Raw genomic sequence first — 23,879 nt, 5'->3', positions numbered from 1 at the left:
AAGATGAATATTCTGATTATCAACGGCAGTCCGCGCAAGAAAGGACTCATCTCGCAGATGCTCGGCATTATGCGCAACGAAGCCGAGAAAAACGGCGACAAGGTTGAAACGGTCTTCACCAACGACCTTAACGTGAGGCCCTGCACAGGCTGCATGGCATGCCGCTCAAAAGAGCGATGCGTGCTGCCCGAGGACGATTCGCAACGCGTGCTCAGAATGATGCAGGCGGCAGATGCCATAATAATGGGCGCGCCGTGCTACTGGGGCAACATTCCCGGCAAGATGAAACTGCTGTTCGACCGCCTTGTGTACGGCCTGATGCGCGACACTCCGCGCTTTCCCGAGCCGCTGATGAAGGGCAAGAAGTGCATTCTTGTAAGCACCTGCACAACGCCGTGGCCTTTTAACATCTGGTTTGCGCAGTCGCGCGGCGCAATACGCGCAATGCGCGAGATAGCCCGATACAGCGGCTTCAATATTGTTGCAACCATCGAGCGCGGCGGCACGGCAAAACACTCCGAAATGACAGAAAAAGACAAGAATAGAAGTAGAAAAGCCGTGAGAAGGCTTAAATAACCATCATAAAAAGATTCTCATAGAAACCCAGATTCTGCGCGACGCAGAGTTTGGGTTGTTTTTTTTCATTCTGCATCTGGCTGGCATTTTTGCAAAAATGAAAAATAAGAGAATATTGAAAATTCTGAGTACGAAACTCATAATGAACAAATTTGATACAAAATATCCCTTTGGTAAATACAAAATAGTGCCAAGGTATAGGGAAGATATATGCAAGGTATATGCAAGGTATATGTAGGCTATATGTTGGGTATATGTTGGGTATATGTTAGATATAGCCAAATTAGGTGATAGGAAAGTTGAAAATTCTGAATTCGATTGACAGGAGGAATTGAAGTAAGCCGATAGCAAGGGAGTAGCAAGAGGATAGCAAGATGGTAGCAAGGGGGAAATTTCGACGAAGCGTATATTGAAGAAATTTGCAATTGCAATTCGGGAGTTGAAAATTAGAGTATTTCATTAGTTCTGCGGAATTCTGGCTCGAAGCACACAACATTCTTACAGGTAAAGGCTATTACGCCTTTGCCTGTAAAAAAGTTTTGAATATAATCTTATAAGTTTATGTTAGCTTTATGCTAAAACTACCTCCATAATGTTTCCTGCAAAATGTATAGAATGGCTACAACTATAATTGGTAAAGCAATGTTAGGTATAACAATCAAAAACAATCCTTTTTGAGCTAGTCTTTTCTTTTTTGAATCAGATAGCGTTTGGTAAAGTTCTATTTCTTTCTCAACAAAACATATTTTTTTCAATTTCCTTATAAAAAAACGAGCTATAATATATAATACTAAGAATGCAGATAAAACTAACATAACTCGATTTTTAATATGATTCCCAGTTATATTTACATATAAAAAACACAACGCACCAAATGTCCAAATCAATGGGTGAATTATAGCCATTTCTATTTTATCATAAATTGAATGAGAAATCATATCAATATGTTCAAGAAGTTTTTTGTTATACCTTTCTATCATTCTATAATTCCAATATACAACAATGCCAAACATCCGATGACTGAACCGAAATAGTAAACTTTCCATTTTATAATTTGTAACTATATTAGTAAGACCAAATAACACTATTATTATCACTTCTATCATAGACGGCTGAAACAAAAGTGCATACAAGTGACAATCCGCCTAATGTTAAAGCTAAAGGAGGAATCTCCACGCTCAAATTAGAATTTTATAGTTAATTATGTACCATCTATAAGCTTCAGGTATTGCTCCTTGATATATAACTGCCAAGGTCAGTTTCCTATTGTTTTTCTCTTTGCAAAAGAAATCAAAAAAATAAAAAACAGCAAATATTTTTTTGTAATTAAATGTAAAAATGCGCTCATTACTTGATTTATATCAATAGTAACAATAGTGATGCAATTAAAAAAATACAGACTTGTGACAACATAAAATTACATACAAGTTGATAATATTGCTATTTATATCCATCCTACTGAAAAACGAGTTTGTTTCAAAAAAATGCCCCAAATTACCAAAAACAAAGTTACGGATTTTTGCAATTATTGGCAGTTTCGCTATATTGATAGCCATAGATACTGCATCATATACCAAGCGTAGAGTCAATTACAGATGACAGTTTGGCATCAAAATGCTCCATTATTGAAAATATTCCGCCAAAAGGAGTGAGTTTCGCTGATTTTTTGCTTATATTTGCCATGCCATTGATGAAATTCATTTGCTTTATTTCGCAACACTAAGTTAAGTGATTTTAGACATGGCAAACACCTGAGCAACAAATCGTTGCTCAAAATTTTATATGGATCGTTAAATTTATTGTGTTGTGGAATTAAAGGGAATAACAAAAAATTCTCTTCTAAATATGCAGAAAAAACATATTTAGTGGATAATATTTATTATTTTGATGCAAAAGACAAATTCTATAAAGAATTCAATGATGCAAATACTTTTGATGCACAAGCGTATGTTGTTTCGAAGTTCATTGATGATGTTTGTCTGTATTATTTAAAACCATAATTCAAGGAAAAATCATGGCAGAACGTAAAGAAATACGAAATAGCACAGCTGAGTTCCTAATATTTCAGATAGAGGGAAAGGAACAAGGTATAGAAGTGTTCTACAAAGATAAAACTGTGTGGTGTACGCAAAAGGCAATGGGGACACTTTTTGATGTGAACATACCTGCTATTAGCAAACATCTTAAAAATATTTATGAGCAGGGTGAACTCACAGAAGAGCGAACTGTTTCCAAAATGGAAATAGTTCGAATGGAAGGTAATCGGCAGGTTAAACGCGAAACTGTGTTCTACAATCTTGATGCCGTTATTAGCGTAGGCTATCGTGTGAATAGTATTCGTGCTACTCAGTTCCGTCAATGGGCAACGAGCGTATTGCGAGAATTCGCTATACGTGGATATGTTTTGGATAAGAAGAGAATGGAGAACGGCTCGTTCCTTGGCGAAGATTATTTTGAACATCTCTTAGCCGAGATACGGGAGATTCGTCTTTCCGAACGACGATTCTATCAGAAACTGACAGATATCTATGCTACAGCCGTTGACTATAATCGGGATGCACCGACCACCCGATCATTCTTCAAGATGATGCAGAATAAGATGCACTATGCAGTTCACGGTCGAACAGCAGCTGAATTGATTGTAGAGCGAGCTGATGCTGAGCAAGAACATATGGGACTTACCTCATGGGAGAATGCACCAGAAGGTAAAATTGTAAAGACCGACGTGGTTATAGCCAAAAACTATCTTAAAGAGGCAGAACTTGCCGACATGGGACAGTTGGTGAATGGTGTGCTTGAATTGGCTGAAAGAATGACAAAACGTCATATTCCAATGACAATGGAAGATTGGGCTAAACGGATTGACACTATTCTCGCATCTGGTGGCAACGAGGTTCTACAAACGGCAGGACAAGTTACTGCCGAACAAGCAAAAGAACATGCTGAAACAGAATTTGAAAAGTATCGTATTATACAAGACCGCCTATTCCAAAGCGATTTTGACAGATATATGGATGCTCTTCCTTTTGATGAAGATCCAAAAGACTGAAATATCCAAGACCTCCTATTTTTTTGCCAACCGCAAGGGCTGGCACATAACTTCAAGTCAATAAAAAACTAGAGCATTGAGATAAGAATAAGAATAAAAAAGTAGTCCGCATCTGGAAAATTCTTTTGCCAGATGCGGACTATCATCGTTATAATCTCGTCACTCGTCACAAATCACGACAGAATATCCCAAATATTCAACTATTCAGGCAACATAGTGTAATTTTGCAGCATCAAATCATTAAAATAAAACAAGATGAAAAAAGAAATTAAATTCTGTCAGAGTTGCGGTATGCCGCTAACCGAAGACGTTCTCGGCACAAATGCCGACGGCAGTAAGAATGAAGACTATTGTATGTATTGCTACAAGGATGGAAAATTCTTGCAGGACTACACCATGGACGAGATGATAGAGCATTGCGCCCAGTTTATAGGTGCTGTCAACAAAAACTTGGAGAATCCCATCACCAAAGAGGAGTATATCGGCCAGATGAAAACGTATTTCCCCCAACTGAAACGCTGGCGCAAGGAATTGACACTTAGAGACAAGACTATTGAAAATCCTGCATTGAGAGGTGTAAAGGAACTCGTTGCCCAGATGGCCGATAAACAACCCATCGCTTACATCTCATCAGTAGACCGCGAAGGTTTTCCCTGGACCAAAGCCATGCTGAAACCACGCAAGCGTGAGGGCATCAAGACCTTCTACTTTACTACCAACACGTTCTCAATACGCGTGGTTCAATACAAGGACACCCCCAAGGCAAGCATCTATTTCTGCGATGCAGAAGGTTTTAAGGGTATTATGTTGCGAGGCACGATGGAGGTTCTGACTGATGCCGCTTCGAAAGAGATGATTTGGTGCGAGGGCGATGAGCAATACTACCCCGGTGGTGTGACCGATCCCAACTACTGCGTGCTGAAGTTTACCGCCACCGACGGTCGTTTCTACAGCGATTTCTATCCAAGGAGCTTCGTAATTGAGTAATCGTAAAATGAGATTTGTTCGTTTTATTGCGATGGCGATTGCGACAATGGGCGTCATCCATATCGTTGCTACTTTTACACCGCTCATCAACGGCGGACAGGAGGTGCTAAGTCCGGCCAAGCAGCAGGCCATGACTTATATGAGTCTGATGTGTGGCATGCTGCTGATAGTGTGCGGCTCGCTTGTGGCAATGCTTCATAGCAAAGTCAAAGAACATCCGTATTTACGCAGGCCATTTCTGCTGATATATGGTGCTCTGTGCGTTGATGGCATATCCGCAGTTGCCTTCATGCCCCATAATCCATTTGCGTGGTTGGTGCTTATATTGGTTGGCTGTTTGCTTATTGCAATTTTTTCAGCAACTCATAAATAAAATAAACAGAATATGGATAAAATGATTGGATATTGTGGCATTAACTGCGAGAAATGTGAGGCTCGCATAGCCACTGTTAGAGATGATGACAAAATGCGTGAAGAGGTTTCTCGTAAATGGTGTGAGATATTTCATACAGATATCATTACACCTGATAAAATCAACTGTACGGGATGCCGAAGTAATGGTGTAAAGTATTTCTTCTGTAGTCAGATGTGCGAAATCAAGCCGTGTGTTACCATGAAGGGCTATGAGTCTTGCGCAGAATGTGCCGAAATGGATTCCTGTGCAAAACTTGCCGCTGAGATTGGTAATAATGAAGAGGCAAAAGATAATCTGAAGAGAATAAAAGCAATACACCATAGAGAATGAAATAAGAAAAGCAAATGAAAAAGTACAGTTATCTAAAAAGCAACGCCTTTACGGTTGGCGAGTCGCTCGGAAATCCGGCGGCATGCGTGTTTACGGGCAAAGACGCCCTGTCGCCACAGCAGATGCAGGCAATAGCCAAGGAGCACAAAGGATTCGTTATGGAGATGGTATTCTGCGGAAAATCGGATGTTGCCGACTGCAAACTAACCTACTACTCATCGGAGTGCGAGGTTGATTTCTGCGGACACGGCACCATTGCCACCATGTACTCCATAATTAAGGACAACGCCGAACTGCGACAGAAAGCCGTGGTTACTGCCGAGACCAACCGCAAGGGCATCGTAAGCGTTTTCAACGCGATAGATGACGAAGACGCCGTTTACATAACCGCGCCCGAAGCCGTTGAGTACCCAATGACGTTCTCTGCCGAGAACATCGAAAAGGTTATGCACCTGCCCCACGGCTCAATATCCGAGGCACTTCCTATGCGCATAATCGATGCCGGATTGCGCACGCTCATCGTGCCTATCTCCGATTTCGACACCGAGGTTTCAGTCTTCCCAAACGAGCAGGAACTTAAGGCTTTCTGCCTTGAAAACGACATCGACATCATTCTCATCTTCTCGAAAGAGACGGCTTCAGAAGAGAACTTTGCCCACACACGCGTCTTCGCCCCTAAGTTCGGCTATCTCGAAGACCCGGCAACAGGCTCGGGCAACAGCGCGTTTGCCAACTATCTGCTTGGCGAGAAGCTCTGGGACGGCTCGCCAATAACCATTGAGCAAGGCGGAAACGACCGCATCTTCAACTCGGTAAAACTGAAAATAACAGACGGGAAGGTACTCTTCGGCGGAAAATCTACGGTTATAATAAAGGGCGACTATCTTGTCTAAACACCTAACAGAACGGACATTATGTATCAAACACAAAACATTCAAAACACGCGCATAGATGTGGCCGATGCCCTGCGCGGAATAGCCGTGGCAGGCATTATTCTTTACCACTCGGTTGAGCATTTCAACATCTTTACCAACGAACCTGTAGCCTTTACGCTTGGCTGCGACGAGTCTGTTGGCAGAATAATGGCATGGCTTCTGTCGGGCAAGATGTACGGCATCTTTGCCATGCTCTTCGGACTGAGTTTCTTTATAATGAACGACAACCAGCAGCAGAAAGGCCGCTCGTTTGCAGGCAGATTTGCGTGGCGAATGTGCCTTTTGCTGATGTTCGGCGCGGTAAACATGGCGCTCTACGACGGCGACATTCTTATGGTCTATGCAATTTTGGGAATGTTCATAATTCCAATAAGTTACCTGCCGTCGCCAGCCGTGTGGTGCATAATAGCGTTTCTGGCTGTTCAGCCAATAGAGATTTTCCGTCTGATAACGGGCTGGAATCTCGATACCGACAGTCTGTGGGCGCTGGCCGGGCGCATTGGCGAAGCCCATCAGCACGGAACATTTGTCGAGAACTCGTTGTGCAACCTGCGCTACGGACTTGAGTTCAACATAAAGTATTTTGTTTGGTGCGGACGTATGTCGCAGATTCTCTGCCTTTTCGTGCTCGGGATGCAGTTGGGGCGACAGAGGCTTTTCTACAACGAAGGACGCAATCTGCATGTATGGCACGTCGTTCTGGTCTGCTCGGCGGTGGCGGTGACGGCTCTGAGCCTTGCCGACTTTGGCAGACTGGATATGTGGCTCGCCCCAACCTACAATCTGCTGATTCTGCTTATGATAACATCGGCTGTTATTTCGGCGTGGTACGCGTTTGGCAGCGTTCGCGGCGCGTTGCAGCATCTCTGCATCTTCGGAAGGATGAGCCTTACCAACTATCTGCTGCAATCGGCATTCGGAAGCCTCATCTTCTGCGGATTCGGACTCTCGTTCTACAACAAGGTTGGAATAACCTACGCGGCCCTAATCGGCTTGCTGATGGTTGTGGCGCAATATGCCTTCTGCCGACTCAGGTTCAGAACGCACCAGCGCGGTCCGTTCGAGAGTCTGTGGCGACGGCTGACGTGGCTGAAATAGGAAAATAGGAAACGACTCCAGACTTGACAAAATGATTATTTTTCATTATCTTTGCGACATTAACTCAGTCAATAAGATGAAAAAAACTGTATTCGTACTTTTGTCAATGATTATTGTAGCGTTGTCGATTCCACTACTTCCCTTTTTCTTGTTTGTGTTTATGTATTCGCACGGCAATGGAATTGATTTTGATGTAAAATCGGCAACTGTTACCCACAAAGAAGGCAGAGAACTATACCGTCTGTATCTTTATGGCGACAGTTTGGAAGATATTTATCACATTGAACTAAAAGAAGGGCACGAGGCTGCAAAGAAGATTTCATTAACATCTGTTGATACAAATTATATCATTACAGATTGGCATGACAATCTATTTACAAAAATCCCTTTCAGCCCAAACAGAAAGTATAGAATTGAAAACCATTCAAATGGAGATTGCGGTCCCGGAACAGTTGCGTTTATGACAGATTCGTTAGGGAAACCAGCCTGCATAATGCCTTACGAATAAACCTCAGGTTTAAAAAACTCTTCAATATCGACCGTTTATCACAAACCAAAGGCAAAATATCCCAGATGTTTGCAAAAACGGGATATTTTGCCTTCTTTTGCATTATGACTAAAATCTAAATCGAAAATGAAAAGAATCATCATTCTAACCTTTACGGCATGTGTCTTTGCACTCTTGGGGGCATCGGCTGCCAATACCGACAATCAGCAGAAAGGCAAGGCCTTAAGCAAGGCTGAACTACTAAACGACTACGATTATTTTTTCGGCAAGTTCGAGGAAATTCACCCTAATCCATACGATGCGTTTGGCGGAAAAACTGAGTTTAGTAAAGCCGTTGGACAACTGAGAGAAAAACTGGCGGCAGAAGATTCGCTAACGCTTAACAATATGCAGTTCGAGGTTACGAAACTGCTTTCAGTCCTTCACGACGGACACACAAACATGGGCTATCCGGAGATGCCAAAGAAGGCGGCAAACGCTTGGATTCCGCTAAACCTGAAGGTTATCCGCGACGGATTCGTGGTAGACGGCTGGCTTCCGCAATTCTCGTTTCTGAAAGGCGCAAGACTGCAAGAGATTGAGGGCACTCCGCTTGAAACGCTTCTCGAAAGGCTCGACAAGATTCACGTTACAGAAAACCGCTACGGACTGCTGGGCAAGGCATGCAACTCGCTATGCCACAACAACAGCATACGACAGATTCTTCCGGGATTCGTTCGGGATTCGCTCGGGATGAGGTTCAGATTGTCCAACGGTGGCGACACTCTGGTCTATGTGCCCTTCTACCCCAACGGCGATGTGTGGAAGAAGTTCGTAAAATCGCCGCAAGACAGCCGTTTTCCGAAGAAGAACTTCGAGTTTCGATTTGCCGACGACAAGAGGCAGACGATGGTTATGTGCATCAACTCAATTACAAGTGCCGACATTCCCAACTACAAGGATTCGGAAGTAATTGTGGCAGAGGCTTTTGACAAGATGCTGCGCCAGATGAAGGCGGCAAAGAGCAAACGCCTCATCATAGACCTTCGCGGCAACGGCGGTGGCTGGACGATGATAATGTATGCCGCCCTCTACCAGCTCTACGGCGAGCGTTTCTTGAAAACCGACATGGGCATGAACTTCTCGGTAAAGATTTCGGAAGAATATCTGAAGAAGAACAATACAACCATCGAGCAGTTTAACAAAGCAAACGGAACATCGCTCGGCATTGGCGACTTCTTCGACGAGCCGACGGGAATTGACAACATAGACAATTTTATGTGCACCAACAAGAATATCCTGAAGGAACTGAAAGGCAAGCCTGTATACACGCCGAAGGAGATTTTCGTGGTGACAGACCAATGGACTTTCAGCGCGGCATTTCATCTTGCCTACATGATGCACAAGATGGGCGCAAAGATTGTGGGCGTGCCATCGGGACAAGCACCAAACACATATATGGAATGTACGCTGTTCAGTCTGCCAAACTCGAGGCAGCAATGTTCGGTTTCAAACTCAATTCAGCGTTGCTATCCCGACGGCGACAAACGGGCACGAGTATTTACGCCCGACATCGAACTTTCGTACGACGACTATCGCAAGTTCGACTTCAACAGAGATGCCGAGCTGCTTTATCTGCTGAAAAAATAGTCAGCTCATCACAAAAAAGTGCAGAATATCCCAGATTCTTGGATATTGCCTCACGGCATCGTACTTTTGCAAAAAGTTCTGAAGATAAGGCTTTATGAAAAAATCAATTCTAACTCTTGTGGCATTTGCCATAACAATATTAACAGCATCGGCACACAACGCACACAAGCAGCACGGCAACATAAAGATTGTGGCAGAGACTCGCCCCGAAATCAACTACGTTACTCATCTCTACACTCTTGCCGGGTTGGGATTCAAGGACGAGGAATATTCGGCAAAATACATCGGCACGGTTGCGAAAGCCGACCTTGACACGCTCAGAAAATACAGCAGTCTTCTGTCATTCGGCCGCGGCGAGGGCGGTATGTTTGCCAGAATGTTCTTCTTTGCGGTTGGAGGCGAGACGTTTTCAGACTCAAAAGCCCTTCAGGACATGATAGACAGATACCGCAAGATGGCAGAAGAACAGATTCCGGGACAGAACATGACAATTCCGAACGCTATTGCAAAGGTTTTTGTTAATAACTACGACCGCTATCTGAAGGAAGTATATCCGCAGGCAAAAAAGGACATGGAAGAGCGGAAGAATCTGCTTAACAAACTGCTTCAGAAAAACTCGTTCGTTAAGGACTGGGAAGCCGCAACGGGCTACAAATGGAAATATGGCGACTATCATTGGCTGCTTTTCCGCGCCGGAAAAAACGGTCCGTCGTACAACAACCTGAACGAGAACACAAACTCGGTCTACTATAATCAGCCGCTCGACTATCAACTGGCTATGTTCAGCCACGAATTCGGCATCTTTCTGATGCAGGAAAGCATCGACCCTATTATAAAGGAGATGAGAGAATACACAAGCAAACTAAACACAACGAGCGACTTAACCTTCGTGCCGTGGGGCGCGTTCGAGAGTCTTGCGTGCTGGTTTAACAACAAGATTAACGGTAAGGAGATGGCCGACTTCAAATCGTTTGGCGAGGCCGACGTGCAGACATTCTGCAAGATATACGACGAACTTTCTGCCAAGGGAATCAAGAATCCGGCAGAACTATACAGGAAGGGAATAATGAAGTATCTCGCACTAAAAGACTCTAAAAAATGAAAAATCCGTGGGAAGAGATAAGTCTCGACGACTACGAGAATCACATGAGCCTCGACTCGGTGAACCAGTTGCAGACTATGAATGCCATAATGAAGGCTCAGTTTGAAGACTATCAGGCTGAAACGGCGATGATTCTCGGCATTGCCGGCGGAAATGGTCTTGAACACATCAGAACGGAAAAAAACAAGGCGGTTTACGGAATTGACATAAACGAGGGCTATCTCGAAAAGATTCGCGAACGCTACCCGATGCTCGGAAACGTGCTAAGGCTGATGTGTCTCGACCTTACCAGCGAGGCCGGCAGACTTCCAAAAGCCGAACTTGTAATTGCCAATCTGCTTATAGAATATATTGGCTATAAGGCTTTTGCCGAGGCTGTTACTCAGGTTGGCGCAAGATACGTTTCGTGCGTAATTCAGATAAACGGCGAGGCGGAGAAGTGGGTTTCTGAATCGCCTTACCTGCACGCGTTCGACAGGCTCGACGAGATTCATCATCAGATGGAAGAAACAGAACTTGAGGGCGAGATGAACAAAATCGGCTACGTCTGCATATCCAAATCGGCAAGCAGTCTTCCAAACGGCAAGAAACTACTGCGAATAGACTTCGCAAAATCAACTAACTAAAAAATCAACAAAAAAATGAACAGACTTTTATTCTACTCGCTCCTGCTGAGCATCACACTTTTTAGTTGCACAAAAGCCGAGAGGCTAAGCGACGTAAAATCGGAATTTACGACAATAGACGACAGCATAAAGATTCATTACAAGGCATGGAACTGCGAAAAGAACGGCAATTCGCGACAGACAATATGCTTTGTTCACGGCTTCGGATGCGACCTTAACACATGGGAAAAGCAGTTCGAGGCTCTGCGCAATGAACCCGACCTGCAACTCGTATTCATCGACCTTCCGGGCTATGGCGAGAGCAGCAAGCCGCACGTTGAATACACGCTCGGTTTCTTTGCCAAGGCCGTCGGCAAGGTTCTCGACGACAACGGAATAAAATCCGTAACCCTTGTCGGTCACAGTCTTGGCACGCCCGTTTGCAGACAAGTCTTTCTGGAAGGCGGCAGAAACGGCAGACTTGTTGATATAGACGGCGTTTACTGCTTCTACGACGGAACGGAGACAGATGAATATGTAGAGGCTGTAAACCAGTTTGGACATGCCTTCGACGGGGCCGACTGCGGAAAGGTTATCGAGGGCTTCGTGACATCGCTTGCCGGCAAGAATACGCCGAAAGAGGTTAACGACTATGCCTTGAGCACGATGCCAAAAACGCCTCAGTATGTGGCATCGAGCACCATGCGCAATCTGGTAGAGCGCAAATGGTGGAATCAGAATCCGCTGGAGATAAAGACGATGGTCATCTGCACACAGAACAGCGGTCTCGACCCCGACAACAAGGCTAAGATGCAGAAGCTCTACCCTGTCCTCGACTATACCGAGCTGACCGACTGCGGACACTTCATACACATGGAGCAGGCCGAGATGCTTAACAGCAAACTCAAAGAATTCACAAAATAAAACAACGAACAAAAAATGTGCACAAGCATAGTAGTAAACAAGAAAAAGACCATCGTGGGATGGAATCTCGACATAAGGGATTCAGAAATCAGAGTCCGCCCCACCGATGATGGCGTCTTCATCGAGGTAGACAACCAGAAGGTTGGCTGGATGCCCCTATTTGGAGCTAACCGCCGAGGCGACTTTGTTGGGATGCCTACCTGCTGGCCTCCCGACGAAAGGAGCAATCCAGTAGGCAACGAAACAAACATCATAATGCTGGATATCGACCTTCTGCTGATGAAGAAGACGTTCCGCGAGGTTCACGATTTTGTACAAAACAACAAGGTTTGCAGCGTTCCCGGACTGACGTTCATGTCAGCACTCTCAGATAGCGACGGCAACGTGCTGCACATCGTTCCCGGACAAGGCTTCGAGTATTATCAGAAACCGGAATACAAGATAATGACTAACTTCTCGCCTCTTCAGAAAAATCCTCCGCAGCATCCGTGGATGGGCAAGGACAGATTTCAGAAGGCAGAGGAAATGCTCAGAACGGCGAAGGACGATTTTGGCGTGGCAGACTGCTTCGCGGTTCTCGAAGCCGTGGCGCAAACCGAGTTCCCAACACGCGTCTCGATGGTTTTCGACGTTGCCGAAAGAGCCGTATTCTGGTGCTTCGACCGAGATTTCAACAATATTGAAAACAAAAGATTTAAGTAACATGAACATTACACAAGCAAACACAACTGATTTTGAGCCAATTATGGCATTTTACAACGATGTTATAAACCGCACTCCCGACATGGCTATCTATGCACGCTGGAAAAAAAAACAGCACCCAACAGAGCAAGGCATAAGGGCTTATATCGAAGAAGGGGCGATGTATCTCTACAAAGAGAGCGGACAAATTGTTGGCGCAATGGCTGTTACAATGTATCAAGGCGATGATTATCACCCTATCGAATGGCTACAATCGCTGAAAGACAACGAGGTTGCTGTTATCCATATCCTCGCCGTGAGTCCAGATTATCAAGGTAAAGGCATCGGAACGATGATGATTAGCGAAAGCATCAGACTTGCCAAAACAAACGGAATGAAAGGCATCCGTCTCGATGCTCTTGCATCGAATACTCCAGCGCATAAGATATACAAAAACCTCGGCTTTGAATATCGCGACAAACAGCATCTCTTTGCCGAAAACACGGGGTGGACCGATTTCTTCTTCTTTGAATATAATCGGGAACTATAAACAAAGAACTTCGAAGATATCATTAAAGATTATTAATTATGAACGATTTTATAACACCGCCCAACCACATAAACTTCAGGGCTAAAAGGCTTTTTGGCGAGATGGGACGCATAGCAGACGGAGCGATTGCCTATATCGACCTCGACGGCGGCGGTCCTGCCGAGCCTCACACACACAGCCACAACCATCTCTTTATCGTTATCGAGGGCGAGGCGAAAATTCTTCTCGGCGACAAGGAAATAATTGTCAAGAAAGACGAGGCTTTTCTTGTAGAAGGCAAGATTCCGCACTCGGTTTGGAACAGTTCCGACGGCATAACAAAGATGATTGGCATTACCGTTGTACCATCAGCCGAGATGTGCCTGCGCCCTTTCATGCCTTCTGATGCGGCGAAGATTATGAGCTGGAACAAGGACAAACGCGCGTTCAGACTTTGGAGTGCCGACCGCTTCGGCGATTTTCCAGCAGAGCCGGGCGAACTGACGGCGCAGTTCGACGACGACAGAAAAATTCCGTTGGTGGCGATGGCAGACAACGAGGTTGTGGGCTTCATCATGATGCGCTATCCTACCGACGATAATTCGCTTATCCGCCTCGGATTCGTCATCATCGACGACTCTAAACGCGGCAAGGGCTACGGCAGCAAGATGCTCAGGCTTGCCATAGACCATGCGCGTAACGAACTTGGCGCAAAGCGAATCTCGCTCGGCGTTTTCTGCAACAATATATCGGCGGTAGAGTGCTACAAAGCGGTAGGTTTTAGCATCATCGGCGAGGATTCTTACACAATAGACGGCGAGGAATGGAAGGAATTCGAGATGATTCTCGAAGTTTAATCAACACAAAACATAAGATTCATGTTTGAAAGCGAATTTGCAAAAATCGAATATATCGAAAAGGACAACGTGGTCTTTCACGTTTGGAAGAAAGAGGCGCACTACGACGACTACCGAAAGCCGGTTACAGCATCGCTCCAGATGCTGCGCGAGCACAAAGACAGCATCTTCATTGTCGACGCCCGAAACGGCTTCGAAGACACGAAGGAAGATGTTGAATGGGGCTTCGGATTCTTTCTGCCCGAACTGAAAAAGGCAGGCTGCAAGGTGTGGGGCTTCATTCTGCCCGAGGTTTCGGACATCGAGGGCGAGATTGACTTGTGGACTAACGAGATTCTGAAAAATTTCCGCGTCGTAAGGGGCAAGTCGTACAATGAGGTATTGGAACTTTCAAAAGACAGCTTATGATTAGAGCAGTTACAAAAGCCGATGCGCCACGACTGATAGAAATTTATTCGTACTACGTTAAGAATACGCTCATCTCGGCAGAATACGAAGTTCCGACCGTAGAAGAATTTGAGCGGAGAATTGAGAGCACAACGCAAAAATTTCCTTACTTTTGCATCGAAGAAGACGGCAGAATACTTGGCTATGCCTACGCAAACCCTTTTCATTGGCGCGAAGCGTTCAAATATGATGCCGAGCTGTCTATCTATCTCGACAAGTCGGCTCGGAAGCACGGATACGGCCGCCTTCTCTACGAGGCTCTCGAAAAAGAGCTGAAGCAAATGGGAATCATAAATCTGTACTCATGCATTTCCGTTCCCGACGGCGACGACGACGAATTCTTAACGCACAACAGCGAGAGGTTTCACGAACATCTGGGCTTTACCAAAATAGGCACGTTCCGCGGATGCAAAAAGAAGTTCGACCGCTGGTTCGGCATGGTTTGGATGGAAAAGACTATCGGAGAAAGAAACTGAGAACGGCTGGATTTCTGCGGTAGCGACGAAAAAACAGAAAAGAATGAAGATTGAAAGAGCAACGCTTCGGGATGTTCCCGAGATTCTCGAACTACAATACAGAGCGTTCTGCCCAGTCTGCAAAGAGTTGGACTGGAGCGACGCTCCCACGGTTACAGAGACCATAGAACAGGCTTATGCCGATTTTCCGAACAGCACAGTTCTGAAAATGGTTGCCGACGACGGGCGGATTATCGGCTCGGTGCGAGGCAAGGCAGACAACGGCTCGCTCTACATAGGGCGGCTGATGGTGCTGCCCGAATTTCAGAAGAAAGGCTACGGCAAGATTCTTCTGCGCGAGATTCAGTCGGTTATGCCACACAAGCGCGCATGGCTGGGCACTTCGGGCGAGACAGAAAAGACCATCGCATTTTACAAGCGCGAGGGCTTCAGCATCTTCAAGACCGACACGCTCTCCAACGGTCATACATGGATTTCGATGGAGAAAATAATACTGTAGAAGCGGCAGCACGACAGACAACGAATAATTGACGTAACAATGAAAAATTTTGAAGTAACAATCTCAACCGATTACGACATCATCAAAACCCTTTTTGTTGAGTATTCGCAAATTAAGGGTGCGGAAGGATGCTTTGTTTCTTTTGAGAAAGAATTGGCAGACTTGGCTGAGTTTTACAAGGGCGGGGCGATTCTCGTGGGCTTTGAGGACGGCACTCCGATTGCAACCATTGCTCTCAAAAAAGTGGACGACGACACAACAGAAGTCAAACGCCTGTTCATAAAACCCGAACATCGGGGCAAAGGCTATGCGCGTAAGATGTTGAAGGCGATGTTTAAATGTGCCGATTCGCTTGGATACAAAGAAGTTATGCTCACAACGCGTCCTGAAGTGATGCCTGTTGCATACGCCCTATACCAACGCATCGGCTTTAATCAGACTGACTTTAAAGACGGCGTGGCAACAATGCGGATGGCAATAGTTAAAGTGATATAATTTATGAAAGCCGAAATAGACCCATGCGCCACCTCACGCGCCGCCGCGTTTGAATTGTGGATGACCTCGCCGATGCCGATGGTAACATTGGTCAAGACGTTGGATGTCAGCCGCTTGGCAAGACTCTCCCAAAAGCACGGAATCAAATTCAATATGCTGATGTGCTATTGCATCGGCAAGGCAGCAACAAGTGTTGAGGAGTTTTATATGCTTCCCGAAGGCGGAAAAATCTTCAGATACGACGCTCTTGCCATTAATGTTATCGTTAATAACAATAACGGCGGCATCAATTCGTGCGACATTCCATTTACGGCTGACTTGCAACAGTTTAACAATGATTATCAATTACTTACATCAAAACCGCAACCGAATCCAAAAGTTCTTTCCTCGAAGATTATATGATAATCGGAACGTCGGCAATGGTGGCTACCGAACTCGACTGCATAGTAAACCAATACACCGACAAGTTCGCAAACCCGATGGTGATGTGGGGCAAATATCGCAAACGCTTGTTTAAGACCACATTACCCGTATCGTTCCAATTCCACCACGTTCAGATGGACGGCGGACAGGCGGCGAAATTTTTGGAGCGACTGCAAGAGGAGATTAATGGTTGCGCCTTTTAGAGTACATTCCATCCAAGGCGGTCATGTTTGGATTTCGACGGAGAAAATAAAATAGACAAATGAGACAAATAATAATTTACGGCAGCCGATACGGTTCGGCAAAACGATATGCCGAACGGTTGGCAGAACTGACTGGATTTGAGGCGGTGGCACACTCTGCCGCAAAAAACATAGGCTCGTTCGACCGGGTTATCTACATCGGCGCAATCTATGCCGGGAGCGTTCTGGGGCTGAAATCATCGGTAAAGAAAATGACGGAGAAGCAGGAACTGATAGTCGTCAGCGTTGGGCTTACCGACACCGCCGACGCAACCAACATCGGCAATATCCGAAACACTATAAAATCGCAAATTCCGGCACATTTCTACAACGAGAGCCGCCTCTTTCATCTTCGCGGAGCAATAGACTACAGCCGGCTTGGACTGTTCTACCGTCTGCTTATGCGGATGATTCACAGCAAGGCTTCGAAAACGCCATCGGAACAACTCGACGCTACCGCAAAGGCCGTGCTCGAAACCTACGGCAAGCGCGCAGACTTTGTTGATTTTAACAATTTACAGACGATACTCGACATTATCAAAGAATAGAAAATGAACATCATAGTTTTATCAGGAAGTCCGCGGAAAGGCGGAAATACAGACTTGCTGGCAGAATCATTTGCCAAAGGAGCAACGGAAAAAGGTCATAAGGTAGAAACTGTTTCGGTTCACGACTACAAGGTTGCCCCGTGCAAGGGCTGCAACGCCTGTTTCAGAACCGCCAACAACACTTGCGTTCAGGTTGACGACATGACAGCAATCTATCAGAAGATGAAACAAGCCGATATGCTTGTAATAGCCTCGCCCGTGTACTTTTACGGCATCAGCGCACAACTGAAAGCCGTGATAGACCGCTGCCACAATCCGCTGCGCGATACGTTCGGCATCACCAAAGCCGCGCTTCTGCTTGTCGGAGCAGCGTCGCTGCCCGAACTGTTCGACGGCATAGTGGCGCAATATCGTCTGTGCCTCAACTTTTTCAAAATAGAAGATGCAGGGCACGTCTTTGTGCGAGGCGCAAAGGACAAGGGCGACATCAAAAATACCAATGCCCTGAACGAGGCTTACGAACTGGGAAAATCGCTATAATTATGAAATATATCAAGGCTACAGAAGAACAGACCGACGATGTCTTCGCCGTTTATTCCGATGCGATTATCGCTATGGAGAAGGACGGCATCAACCAATGGGACGAGGTCTATCCCGACAGGCAGATTATTGCCGAGGATATTGCCGCAGACCGTATGTTCGTCGGCATTGAGGACGGCAGGATTGCCGTATGCTTTGTGCTTTGCGAGGAATGTGACGATGAGTACAAGAACGGCAGATGGCTCTATCCCGACTCGCGCTTCAACGTGATACACCGGCTCTGCGTTGCGCCGTCGTTCCAGCACCAAGGCGTTGCCGCACGAGCACTCGTCTATATCGAAAATCTTAGCAAGTCAAACGGATACGATTCTATCCGCCTCGACTGCTTTACCCAGAATCCGTATTCGCGAAAACTTTACGACAAAGCCGGATATACCGTTACTGGATATGCCGACTGGCGCAAAGGCAGATTCGAACTGAGAGAAAAGAAAATCTGATTTCTAAAAGTAGAGTAATAATGAAGACATATATTGCATACTGCGGTTTGGACTGCGAGAAATGCGAGGCGCGACTTGCCACCATAAACAACGACGACAAGCTGCGCGAGAAGGTTGCCAAGCATTGGTCTAAGCTGAACAATGCCGAAATCCTGCCCGAGATGATTAACTGCACCGGTTGCCGGATTGAGGGCGTAAAAACGCCTTTCTGCGGCTCGATGTGCCCTATCCGAAGGTGCGCAAAGGAGAAGAACTTCGAGACGTGCGGCAGTTGCAGCCAGATGCGGACGTGCGAGAAACTGGCTATGATTACCGACAACGACCACGAGATAATCCACAATCTGGAAGGATAAAAATGGAAAGATACATCTGGCTGCTACCTACAATCTTCATGTTTCACGACATGGAAGAGATTATAGGCATGAGGAAATGGCTATCCGGGCATTACGACGACGTTGTTGCCCGAATTCCGATGGCAAGGAAGCTTCTTGAGCCTTTAAGAGATATTTCGACCGCAAGGTTTGCCGCCGCCGTTTACGAGGAACTGATAGTCTTTATCATAATCTGTTTGCTGGCAGATGCCACCGACATTCCGTTCTTCGACGGGGTGTGGCTCGGCGCATTCATCGGGTTTGCGGTGCATCTGATGGTGCATCTGGTTCAGGCGGTAGTTGTCAGAGGATATGTGCCGGCCCTCATTACGAGCCTCATCAGCCTTCCGCCAAGCGCGTACATCATTTACAGGTCGTGGCTGGGCATGGAAACGGGCGCATCGGCAATAACCGGAGCAGCCGTCGGAATCGTCTTTCTTGCAACAAACTTGTTAATCATTCATCATTTTATGAAACCACAAAAAAATAATTGATACCGCTTTGAGATTGGAGTTTTGTTTTAACAAATAAAATTTATATTTTTGTCGCATATTTTTCAAAAAATACTAATTTTTAATACTTAATACAATGAAAAGACTAATGTTCCAATTAGCCATGCTTGTAACAGCATTCTTTATTACTGGCAGCACAGTAGCTCAGCCCGGCGTTCCGCAGGTGCAGTCGCCGGTTGTCAACAAAGACAACTCAGTAACTTTCAATTATTTAAACAAAACCGCACAAAAGGTGGAGGTAGACGTTCAGTTTGCCGGTCGCCACGAAATGAAAAAAGACGACAAAGGCGTGTGGTCTATCACTCTCGGACCTACCACTCCCGACATCTATCCTTACTGCTTTATCGTTGACGGAATGCAGGTTATGGACCCCGTTAACGCCGAATGGTTTCCCAACGAGGGTTTCAAAAACAGTCTTTTGGATATGCGTGGCGATTTCAACCTGCCCCACGCCCTCAAAAACGTTCCCCACGGTAGCGTAGAGTACGTAACTTATTGGTCTGACGCAGCCAACACATTCTGCAACGCCATTGTTTACGTTCCCCCCACATACTACAACGGCAAAGGCGCAAGTTACCCCGTAATGTACCTCATCAGCGGCACCACCGACACCGAAGAGGTATATTTCAAGGTAGGCAAAATGAACCTTATTCTCGACAACCTCATTGCTCAGGGCAAGGCTAAGGAGATGATTATCGTCCTCCCCTACGGCAACCCCAACCGTATTGCAGGTCAGGGAGATACACCCGCTATGCAGTTTGATATGTTTGGCAAGGATTTTCTCGATTTCCTTATGCCCTACGTTGAGAAAAACTACCGCACCATCAACAACGCTGCCAACCGTGCTATCGGAGGATTCTCTCGCGGCGGCAATCAGGCTCTCAGCATTGGTCTCAACAATTTGGACAAATTTTCGCACCTCTGCTCTTACAGTTCGTTTACACAGTTGCGCCCCGGTCAGTTAGACGACGCCAAATCGCTCAACTCTAAGATAAAACTCTTCTGGCTTGGCGTTGGCAGCGACGATTTTCTCTACGGCAACGCTCGCGACTTTATGGTAGAGTTAGACAAACACAACATCAAGAATATGAAGGTGATAACATCCGACAAACACGGTCACACTTGGATGAACGCACGTTATTTCTTAGAGGAATCGCTTCCCCGTCTTTTCCAAGCCAACCCCTACAAGGGCGCAAATATGAAGGTAACACTTCCCGAGGCTAAAAAAGACCAACAGTTCACCCCTGGCGTAATGGCAAGAATGTTTCCCAAACCTGTGATTTCGCCCGAATATCACAAAGACGGCAGCGTAACATTCCGCCTCAAAGCCGACAATGCTAAGGAAGTAAAACTCGACCTCAACCAACTTATGGGCGGTCAAAACACTATGACCAAAGATGCCGACGGCGTTTGGAGCATCACCATCGCCACCGACCATCCCGACATCTACCCCTACGGCTTTATTGTTGACGGCACCAGCATCAACGACCCCAACAACGCTGACATCTTCCCCAACGAAGGTTTCAAAGGCAGTCTCGTAGACATCCGCACCAAAGAACCCGGAATGCAGGACATTCAGAAAGTTCCCCACGGCAAAGTGGCTTACCGTTTTTATCATTCCAACAGCCTTGGAATCGACCGTCCGATGTGCGTTTACACTCCCGAAGGCTACAAACCCGACGGCAACGAGAAACTCCCCGTGCTTTACCTAATTCACGGTATGACAGATACTTACGAAACTTGGTTTAAAGTGGGCAAGATGAACAACATCCTCGACAACCTTATTGCCAAGGGACTTGCAAAACGTATGATTGTGGTAATGCCCTACGCCAACCCCTACCCCGAACTTATTCTCCGCGGCAAGGCTGAGCGTTACGACGCTATGGACACCAAAAAGATTGTTACCGAAATCACCAAAGACGTTGTGCCCTACATCGAAAAGAATTTCAACGTACTTACCGATGCCGACAACCGCGCCATTGCAGGATTCTCGCTCGGCGGCCGTCAGACTTTGGCAACAGGTCTTGGCAATCCCGATATGTTCCACTACGTAGCCGCATTTGCACCGGCAATCTTTGGCAACGAGTTTAAAGACAATTTCTCAAACGGCACTTACGCCACTCCCGACGTACTTAAATCAAAACTCAAATTTATGTTCCTCGGCACAGGTAAAGACGATTTCTTGATTCAGGCATCGCTCGGTTTGGAAAAATACCTCACCGACAATGGCATCAAGCACACCTTCAACAATCCCGATGGCGGACACACTTGGATGAACTGCCGCGATTACCTCGAACTCACCGCAAAAGAGTTGTTTAAATAAGATAGAATTGGAAGTCGGGAGAATGTTTCCCGGCTTTCAATTCTTTTTTTCTGAAGAAACCGCACTCAAAAAAGCACTCACAAATTCATGAAATAAAGGATATGACAAAGATTGATTTTTCTATGCTCCGCACCGATGAAGCCGAAAGAATTGCCGAGATGTCGCGAATGGCGACCGAGATTCTGCGCGAGCATTACGACCCTATCGTTGGCAAGCAGCAGAACGACTATATGTTAGACAAGTTCCAGTCGGTCAAGGCAATAGGCGAGCAGCTGGGCAACGGCTATCGATATTATTTCGTGCGCTGCGACGGTCGCAACGTCGGCTTCATGGCTTTCTATCCACGCCAGAAGGCGATGTATCTGAGCAAACTCTATCTCTACAAAGACGAGCGCGGCAAGGGCTTTTCGCGTCAGATGATTGCGTTTGTAGCAGAAGAGGCGCGCCGCGAGAATCTGTGCGCCGTCGAACTGAACGTGAACAAGCACAACCCTTCCATCAGCGTGTACGAGAGTCTTGGCTTCAGGCATCTCCGTGCCGAGAAGATTGACATCGGGCACGGCTATTTCATGGACGATTTTGTTATGAGGCTAGAAATCTGACAATCAATATCATTGCTCTGCAAGATGCACGGTTTTATCGGCATTTCCAGAGAAACAACATAAACATCAGCAAGAAATGAAGACTATTTTCATCACAGGCGCATCTGCCGGAATTGGCAAGTCTACAGCGCAGATTTTTGCAAGCCGCGGCTGGCAGGTTGTGGCAACCATGCGCTCGCCCGAGAAAGAGACAGAATTGACAAAGAACGGCAACATTCTTGTTCTGCCGCTCGACGTAACCAAGCCCGAGACCATCGATAGCGCGGTAAAGACAGCCATCGACCGCTTTGGAAGCATCGACGTGCTTGTAAACAACGCCGGTTTCTACACCATCGGCGCACTCGAGTCGTTCTCCGACGAGGATATTGTAAGGCAAATTGACACCAATCTTGTTGGACTAATCCGCGTAACAAAGGCGGTTCTGCCTTACATGCGGCAGAGGAGAAGCGGAAAAATCGTCAATCTGTCGTCTATCGCAGGTCGGATGACCGTTCCAATCCAGTCGCTCTACCACGCCACAAAATGGGGCGTTGAGGGCTTTACCGAGGCGTTGCAGTTCGAGTTGAAGCCTTTCGGCATCGACGTTGCGCTTGTTGAGCCGGGCGTTATCAACACCGATTTCTACGGAAGGTCTATGAGCTGCGTCTTGCCCGACAACGAATACAAGGGCTACGTCACGGCGGTGCGCGATTTTCTTGTGAAAAGCGGCGGCAAAGGCTCTAAACCGGAGATTATCGGCGAGACAATCTACAAGATTGCCGAAAGCCGAAAGCCAAAGTTGCGCTATATCATCGGAAAATCAACATTCATCGTGCCTATGCACAAAATTCTGCCTCGCTCTCTTTACATGTTCATTGTAAACAAGATTATGGCAAGGTAACAGCAAAACAAATCACTAATTTTCATTTTCAAAAAGGCTGAACTGGAATTCGTCGGTTCGGCCTTTTTTTGTAGGCTGACGGCAATCATGTTACGCAAGTCCGGCATAATCAATTCTGCAACAATATGCAAGCAACGAATCGTTATGCAGAAAAGAACCCCCAAAAACAACTTTCAGGGTACGGGATAGCAAGGAGGTAACAAAGCTGTAACAAGGGGGAAGAAAGAAGATGCATACTTTGATGTAAGCCAGAAGGTTCGGAGAAGCAACAGAGAAGCAACGGGAAAGTAAGCCGCAAGGTTCGAGGTAGCTACGGAGTAGGAACGGGGTAGCTACGGGGAAGGTTCGGAGAAGATACGGAGAAGTAAGCCGATAATAATTGACAATTCACAATGGACAAAGTTGAAAAGTGCTGATTCTGCACAATAAAAAATTATACGCTTATGGCTTATAATAAAATGAGGGTGTGTCAAAATAGGCACATCCTCTTATTTGTTTTTTTACAGGCACGGCGTGGAAAGATTCTTTATATGCCGCTTTTTTGATGTAAAATCTGTCACAAGCACCCACGAAGCCGCATTTTGCGTTATATAGTCGGTATATTGGTATAAAAACAGCCTTTGAGAGACCGTTCTGTGCCTGTTTTCTCATCACGGCAGCCATTTTCTTGATGTCAAAGGCAATGGCGAAGAAGGCAAAGTCCATGGTGACCTTGCCCTTGCCGAAGTGACGGAAGCGCTTGTACTGCATGTTGTATTTCATCTGTCCGAAGACGGCTTCCGGTTCTATCGGACGCTTT

General features: G+C 46.1%; 29 protein-coding genes and 2 pseudogenes. 29 read left to right on the top strand and 2 right to left on the bottom strand.

The features are described from left to right. Positions 1-3: 3 nt before the first annotated feature. Entirely contained in the window at positions 4-576 is a 573-nt protein-coding gene (locus T538_RS0110070) for a flavodoxin family protein (protein ID WP_031533652.1), read from the top strand. Positions 577-1,157: 581 nt separating this feature from the next. On the opposite strand, the gene T538_RS0110055 is transcribed toward T538_RS0110070, so the two are convergent. Beyond that, complete coding sequence (locus T538_RS0110055; protein ID WP_155993110.1) at positions 1,158-1,622, bottom strand: hypothetical protein; 465 nt, start codon at positions 1,620-1,622, stop codon at positions 1,158-1,160. A 968-nt stretch (positions 1,623-2,590) separates the two neighbouring features. Between T538_RS0110055 and T538_RS0110045 the strand changes: the two genes are divergently transcribed. From T538_RS0110045 to T538_RS0109910, 28 genes and pseudogenes are all read left to right on the top strand, one after another. Further along, complete coding sequence (locus T538_RS0110045; protein WP_031533647.1) at positions 2,591-3,625, top strand: virulence RhuM family protein; 1,035 nt, start codon at positions 2,591-2,593, stop codon at positions 3,623-3,625. 255 nt (positions 3,626-3,880) lie between these two features. Further along, positions 3,881-4,138, top strand: a pseudogene (locus tag T538_RS18930) (zinc ribbon domain-containing protein); the annotation flags it as partial. 54 nt (positions 4,139-4,192) lie between these two features. Beyond that, a complete protein-coding gene (locus tag T538_RS18925; RefSeq protein ID WP_031533646.1) occupies positions 4,193-4,612 on the top strand; it encodes a pyridoxamine 5'-phosphate oxidase family protein in 420 nt (139 codons plus the stop codon). Positions 4,613-4,619: 7 nt separating this feature from the next. Next, positions 4,620-4,985, top strand: coding sequence for a hypothetical protein (locus T538_RS0110035; protein WP_155993108.1), 366 nt, complete (start codon positions 4,620-4,622; stop codon positions 4,983-4,985). A 21-nt stretch (positions 4,986-5,006) separates the two neighbouring features. After that, complete coding sequence (locus T538_RS0110030) at positions 5,007-5,357, top strand: DUF3795 domain-containing protein (RefSeq protein ID WP_197028319.1); 351 nt, start codon at positions 5,007-5,009, stop codon at positions 5,355-5,357. Positions 5,358-5,371: 14 nt separating this feature from the next. Next, on the top strand, positions 5,372-6,250 hold the full coding sequence (locus T538_RS0110025) for a PhzF family phenazine biosynthesis protein (RefSeq protein ID WP_031533643.1): 879 nt from the start codon (positions 5,372-5,374) through the stop codon (positions 6,248-6,250). Positions 6,251-6,271: 21 nt separating this feature from the next. Beyond that, positions 6,272-7,390: a DUF418 domain-containing protein gene (locus T538_RS0110020; protein ID WP_031533642.1), complete on the top strand. Its 1,119-nt coding sequence runs from the start codon at positions 6,272-6,274 to the stop codon at positions 7,388-7,390. A 76-nt stretch (positions 7,391-7,466) separates the two neighbouring features. Beyond that, positions 7,467-7,898 carry a hypothetical protein gene (locus T538_RS0110015; protein WP_031533641.1) on the top strand — a complete coding sequence of 144 codons (432 nt, stop codon included), beginning with the start codon at positions 7,467-7,469 and terminating at the stop codon, positions 7,896-7,898. Between the two features lie 126 nt (positions 7,899-8,024). Beyond that, the gene (locus T538_RS0110010; protein ID WP_031541149.1) at positions 8,025-9,527 is read left to right on the top strand and encodes a S41 family peptidase; all 1,503 of its coding nucleotides are present in this window, start codon (positions 8,025-8,027) and stop codon (positions 9,525-9,527) included. Between the two features lie 94 nt (positions 9,528-9,621). Beyond that, the gene (locus T538_RS0110005; protein ID WP_031533639.1) at positions 9,622-10,629 is read left to right on the top strand and encodes a hypothetical protein; all 1,008 of its coding nucleotides are present in this window, start codon (positions 9,622-9,624) and stop codon (positions 10,627-10,629) included. Further along, positions 10,626-11,255: a class I SAM-dependent methyltransferase gene (locus T538_RS0110000; protein WP_031533638.1), complete on the top strand. Its 630-nt coding sequence runs from the start codon at positions 10,626-10,628 to the stop codon at positions 11,253-11,255. The genes T538_RS0110005 and T538_RS0110000 overlap by 4 nt, the downstream gene beginning before the upstream one ends. Positions 11,256-11,270: 15 nt before the next feature. Beyond that, a complete protein-coding gene (locus tag T538_RS0109995; RefSeq protein WP_031533637.1) occupies positions 11,271-12,158 on the top strand; it encodes an alpha/beta fold hydrolase in 888 nt (295 codons plus the stop codon). Positions 12,159-12,173: 15 nt separating this feature from the next. Next, positions 12,174-12,860, top strand: a complete 687-nt coding sequence (locus T538_RS0109990) for a hypothetical protein (protein ID WP_031533636.1) — start codon at positions 12,174-12,176, stop codon at positions 12,858-12,860. Position 12,861: 1 nt separating this feature from the next. Next, on the top strand, positions 12,862-13,389 hold the full coding sequence (locus T538_RS0109985; protein WP_031533635.1) for a GNAT family N-acetyltransferase: 528 nt from the start codon (positions 12,862-12,864) through the stop codon (positions 13,387-13,389). Between the two features lie 38 nt (positions 13,390-13,427). Next, on the top strand, positions 13,428-14,225 hold the full coding sequence (locus tag T538_RS18630; RefSeq protein WP_197025775.1) for a GNAT family N-acetyltransferase: 798 nt from the start codon (positions 13,428-13,430) through the stop codon (positions 14,223-14,225). Positions 14,226-14,246: 21 nt separating this feature from the next. Further along, a complete protein-coding gene (locus T538_RS0109975; protein WP_031533634.1) occupies positions 14,247-14,633 on the top strand; it encodes a hypothetical protein in 387 nt (128 codons plus the stop codon). Then, positions 14,630-15,148, top strand: a complete 519-nt coding sequence (locus T538_RS0109970) for a GNAT family N-acetyltransferase (protein ID WP_031533633.1) — start codon at positions 14,630-14,632, stop codon at positions 15,146-15,148. The genes T538_RS0109975 and T538_RS0109970 overlap by 4 nt, the downstream gene beginning before the upstream one ends. 43 nt (positions 15,149-15,191) lie before the next feature. Beyond that, complete coding sequence (locus tag T538_RS0109965) at positions 15,192-15,647, top strand: GNAT family N-acetyltransferase (protein ID WP_031533632.1); 456 nt, start codon at positions 15,192-15,194, stop codon at positions 15,645-15,647. A gap of 39 nt (positions 15,648-15,686) precedes the next feature. Then, positions 15,687-16,142, top strand: a complete 456-nt coding sequence (locus T538_RS0109960) for a GNAT family N-acetyltransferase (protein WP_031533631.1) — start codon at positions 15,687-15,689, stop codon at positions 16,140-16,142. 3 nt (positions 16,143-16,145) lie between these two features. Then, positions 16,146-16,768, top strand: a pseudogene (locus T538_RS17175) (CatA-like O-acetyltransferase, family 2). Between the two features lie 59 nt (positions 16,769-16,827). Further along, a complete protein-coding gene (locus T538_RS0109950; RefSeq protein WP_031533630.1) occupies positions 16,828-17,355 on the top strand; it encodes a flavodoxin domain-containing protein in 528 nt (175 codons plus the stop codon). A 3-nt stretch (positions 17,356-17,358) separates the two neighbouring features. After that, on the top strand, positions 17,359-17,895 hold the full coding sequence (locus tag T538_RS0109945; RefSeq protein WP_031533629.1) for a flavodoxin family protein: 537 nt from the start codon (positions 17,359-17,361) through the stop codon (positions 17,893-17,895). Positions 17,896-17,897: 2 nt separating this feature from the next. Next, the gene (locus T538_RS0109940; RefSeq protein ID WP_031533628.1) at positions 17,898-18,392 is read left to right on the top strand and encodes a GNAT family N-acetyltransferase; all 495 of its coding nucleotides are present in this window, start codon (positions 17,898-17,900) and stop codon (positions 18,390-18,392) included. Positions 18,393-18,412: 20 nt separating this feature from the next. Continuing rightward, on the top strand, positions 18,413-18,745 hold the full coding sequence (locus T538_RS0109935; protein ID WP_031533627.1) for a DUF3795 domain-containing protein: 333 nt from the start codon (positions 18,413-18,415) through the stop codon (positions 18,743-18,745). Positions 18,746-18,747: 2 nt separating this feature from the next. Continuing rightward, positions 18,748-19,257 (top strand): HXXEE domain-containing protein, encoded by a 510-nt coding sequence (locus T538_RS0109930; protein WP_051656012.1) that lies wholly within the window; start codon positions 18,748-18,750, stop codon positions 19,255-19,257. A 94-nt stretch (positions 19,258-19,351) separates the two neighbouring features. After that, on the top strand, positions 19,352-21,598 hold the full coding sequence (locus T538_RS17755) for an alpha/beta hydrolase-fold protein (protein ID WP_081834940.1): 2,247 nt from the start codon (positions 19,352-19,354) through the stop codon (positions 21,596-21,598). Positions 21,599-21,699: 101 nt separating this feature from the next. Continuing rightward, complete coding sequence (locus T538_RS0109915) at positions 21,700-22,200, top strand: GNAT family N-acetyltransferase (protein ID WP_031533625.1); 501 nt, start codon at positions 21,700-21,702, stop codon at positions 22,198-22,200. Positions 22,201-22,276: 76 nt separating this feature from the next. Then, on the top strand, positions 22,277-23,080 hold the full coding sequence (locus T538_RS0109910; protein ID WP_031533624.1) for an SDR family oxidoreductase: 804 nt from the start codon (positions 22,277-22,279) through the stop codon (positions 23,078-23,080). Between the two features lie 441 nt (positions 23,081-23,521). Here T538_RS0109910 and T538_RS18920 read toward each other — a convergent pair. Beyond that, on the bottom strand, positions 23,522-23,879 hold a 358-nt coding region (locus tag T538_RS18920), incomplete at its 5' end, for a transposase (RefSeq protein WP_034538987.1).

It is taken from the genome of Bacteroides sp. Ga6A2, assembly GCF_000702225.1.
Classification (GTDB): domain Bacteria; phylum Bacteroidota; class Bacteroidia; order Bacteroidales; family Bacteroidaceae; genus Ga6A1.
Note: the sequence above shows the minus strand (reverse complement) of the source record. Positions and strands in the feature narration are given on the sequence as shown.

Bases quoted from the DNA above. Each gene is read 5' to 3' on its own strand.
- T538_RS0110070 (WP_031533652.1), top strand. From the start codon at position 4: ATGAATATTCTGATTATCAACGGCAGTCCGCGCAAGAAAGGACTCATC.
- T538_RS0110055 (WP_155993110.1), bottom strand. From the start codon at position 1,622: ATGGAAAGTTTACTATTTCGGTTCAGTCATCGGATGTTTGGCATTGTT.
- T538_RS0110045 (WP_031533647.1), top strand. From the start codon at position 2,591: ATGGCAGAACGTAAAGAAATACGAAATAGCACAGCTGAGTTCCTAATA.
- T538_RS0110035 (WP_155993108.1), top strand. From the start codon at position 4,620: ATGAGATTTGTTCGTTTTATTGCGATGGCGATTGCGACAATGGGCGTC.
- T538_RS0110030 (WP_197028319.1), top strand. From the start codon at position 5,007: ATGATTGGATATTGTGGCATTAACTGCGAGAAATGTGAGGCTCGCATA.
- T538_RS0110025 (WP_031533643.1), top strand. From the start codon at position 5,372: ATGAAAAAGTACAGTTATCTAAAAAGCAACGCCTTTACGGTTGGCGAG.
- T538_RS0110020 (WP_031533642.1), top strand. From the start codon at position 6,272: ATGTATCAAACACAAAACATTCAAAACACGCGCATAGATGTGGCCGAT.
- T538_RS0110015 (WP_031533641.1), top strand. From the start codon at position 7,467: ATGAAAAAAACTGTATTCGTACTTTTGTCAATGATTATTGTAGCGTTG.
- T538_RS0110010 (WP_031541149.1), top strand. From the start codon at position 8,025: ATGAAAAGAATCATCATTCTAACCTTTACGGCATGTGTCTTTGCACTC.
- T538_RS0110005 (WP_031533639.1), top strand. From the start codon at position 9,622: ATGAAAAAATCAATTCTAACTCTTGTGGCATTTGCCATAACAATATTA.
- T538_RS0110000 (WP_031533638.1), top strand. From the start codon at position 10,626: ATGAAAAATCCGTGGGAAGAGATAAGTCTCGACGACTACGAGAATCAC.
- T538_RS0109995 (WP_031533637.1), top strand. From the start codon at position 11,271: ATGAACAGACTTTTATTCTACTCGCTCCTGCTGAGCATCACACTTTTT.
- T538_RS0109990 (WP_031533636.1), top strand. From the start codon at position 12,174: ATGTGCACAAGCATAGTAGTAAACAAGAAAAAGACCATCGTGGGATGG.
- T538_RS0109985 (WP_031533635.1), top strand. From the start codon at position 12,862: ATGAACATTACACAAGCAAACACAACTGATTTTGAGCCAATTATGGCA.
- T538_RS18630 (WP_197025775.1), top strand. From the start codon at position 13,428: ATGAACGATTTTATAACACCGCCCAACCACATAAACTTCAGGGCTAAA.
- T538_RS0109975 (WP_031533634.1), top strand. From the start codon at position 14,247: ATGTTTGAAAGCGAATTTGCAAAAATCGAATATATCGAAAAGGACAAC.
- T538_RS0109970 (WP_031533633.1), top strand. From the start codon at position 14,630: ATGATTAGAGCAGTTACAAAAGCCGATGCGCCACGACTGATAGAAATT.
- T538_RS0109965 (WP_031533632.1), top strand. From the start codon at position 15,192: ATGAAGATTGAAAGAGCAACGCTTCGGGATGTTCCCGAGATTCTCGAA.
- T538_RS0109960 (WP_031533631.1), top strand. From the start codon at position 15,687: ATGAAAAATTTTGAAGTAACAATCTCAACCGATTACGACATCATCAAA.
- T538_RS0109950 (WP_031533630.1), top strand. From the start codon at position 16,828: ATGAGACAAATAATAATTTACGGCAGCCGATACGGTTCGGCAAAACGA.
- T538_RS0109945 (WP_031533629.1), top strand. From the start codon at position 17,359: ATGAACATCATAGTTTTATCAGGAAGTCCGCGGAAAGGCGGAAATACA.
- T538_RS0109940 (WP_031533628.1), top strand. From the start codon at position 17,898: ATGAAATATATCAAGGCTACAGAAGAACAGACCGACGATGTCTTCGCC.
- T538_RS0109935 (WP_031533627.1), top strand. From the start codon at position 18,413: ATGAAGACATATATTGCATACTGCGGTTTGGACTGCGAGAAATGCGAG.
- T538_RS0109930 (WP_051656012.1), top strand. From the start codon at position 18,748: ATGGAAAGATACATCTGGCTGCTACCTACAATCTTCATGTTTCACGAC.
- T538_RS17755 (WP_081834940.1), top strand. From the start codon at position 19,352: ATGAAAAGACTAATGTTCCAATTAGCCATGCTTGTAACAGCATTCTTT.
- T538_RS0109915 (WP_031533625.1), top strand. From the start codon at position 21,700: ATGACAAAGATTGATTTTTCTATGCTCCGCACCGATGAAGCCGAAAGA.
- T538_RS0109910 (WP_031533624.1), top strand. From the start codon at position 22,277: ATGAAGACTATTTTCATCACAGGCGCATCTGCCGGAATTGGCAAGTCT.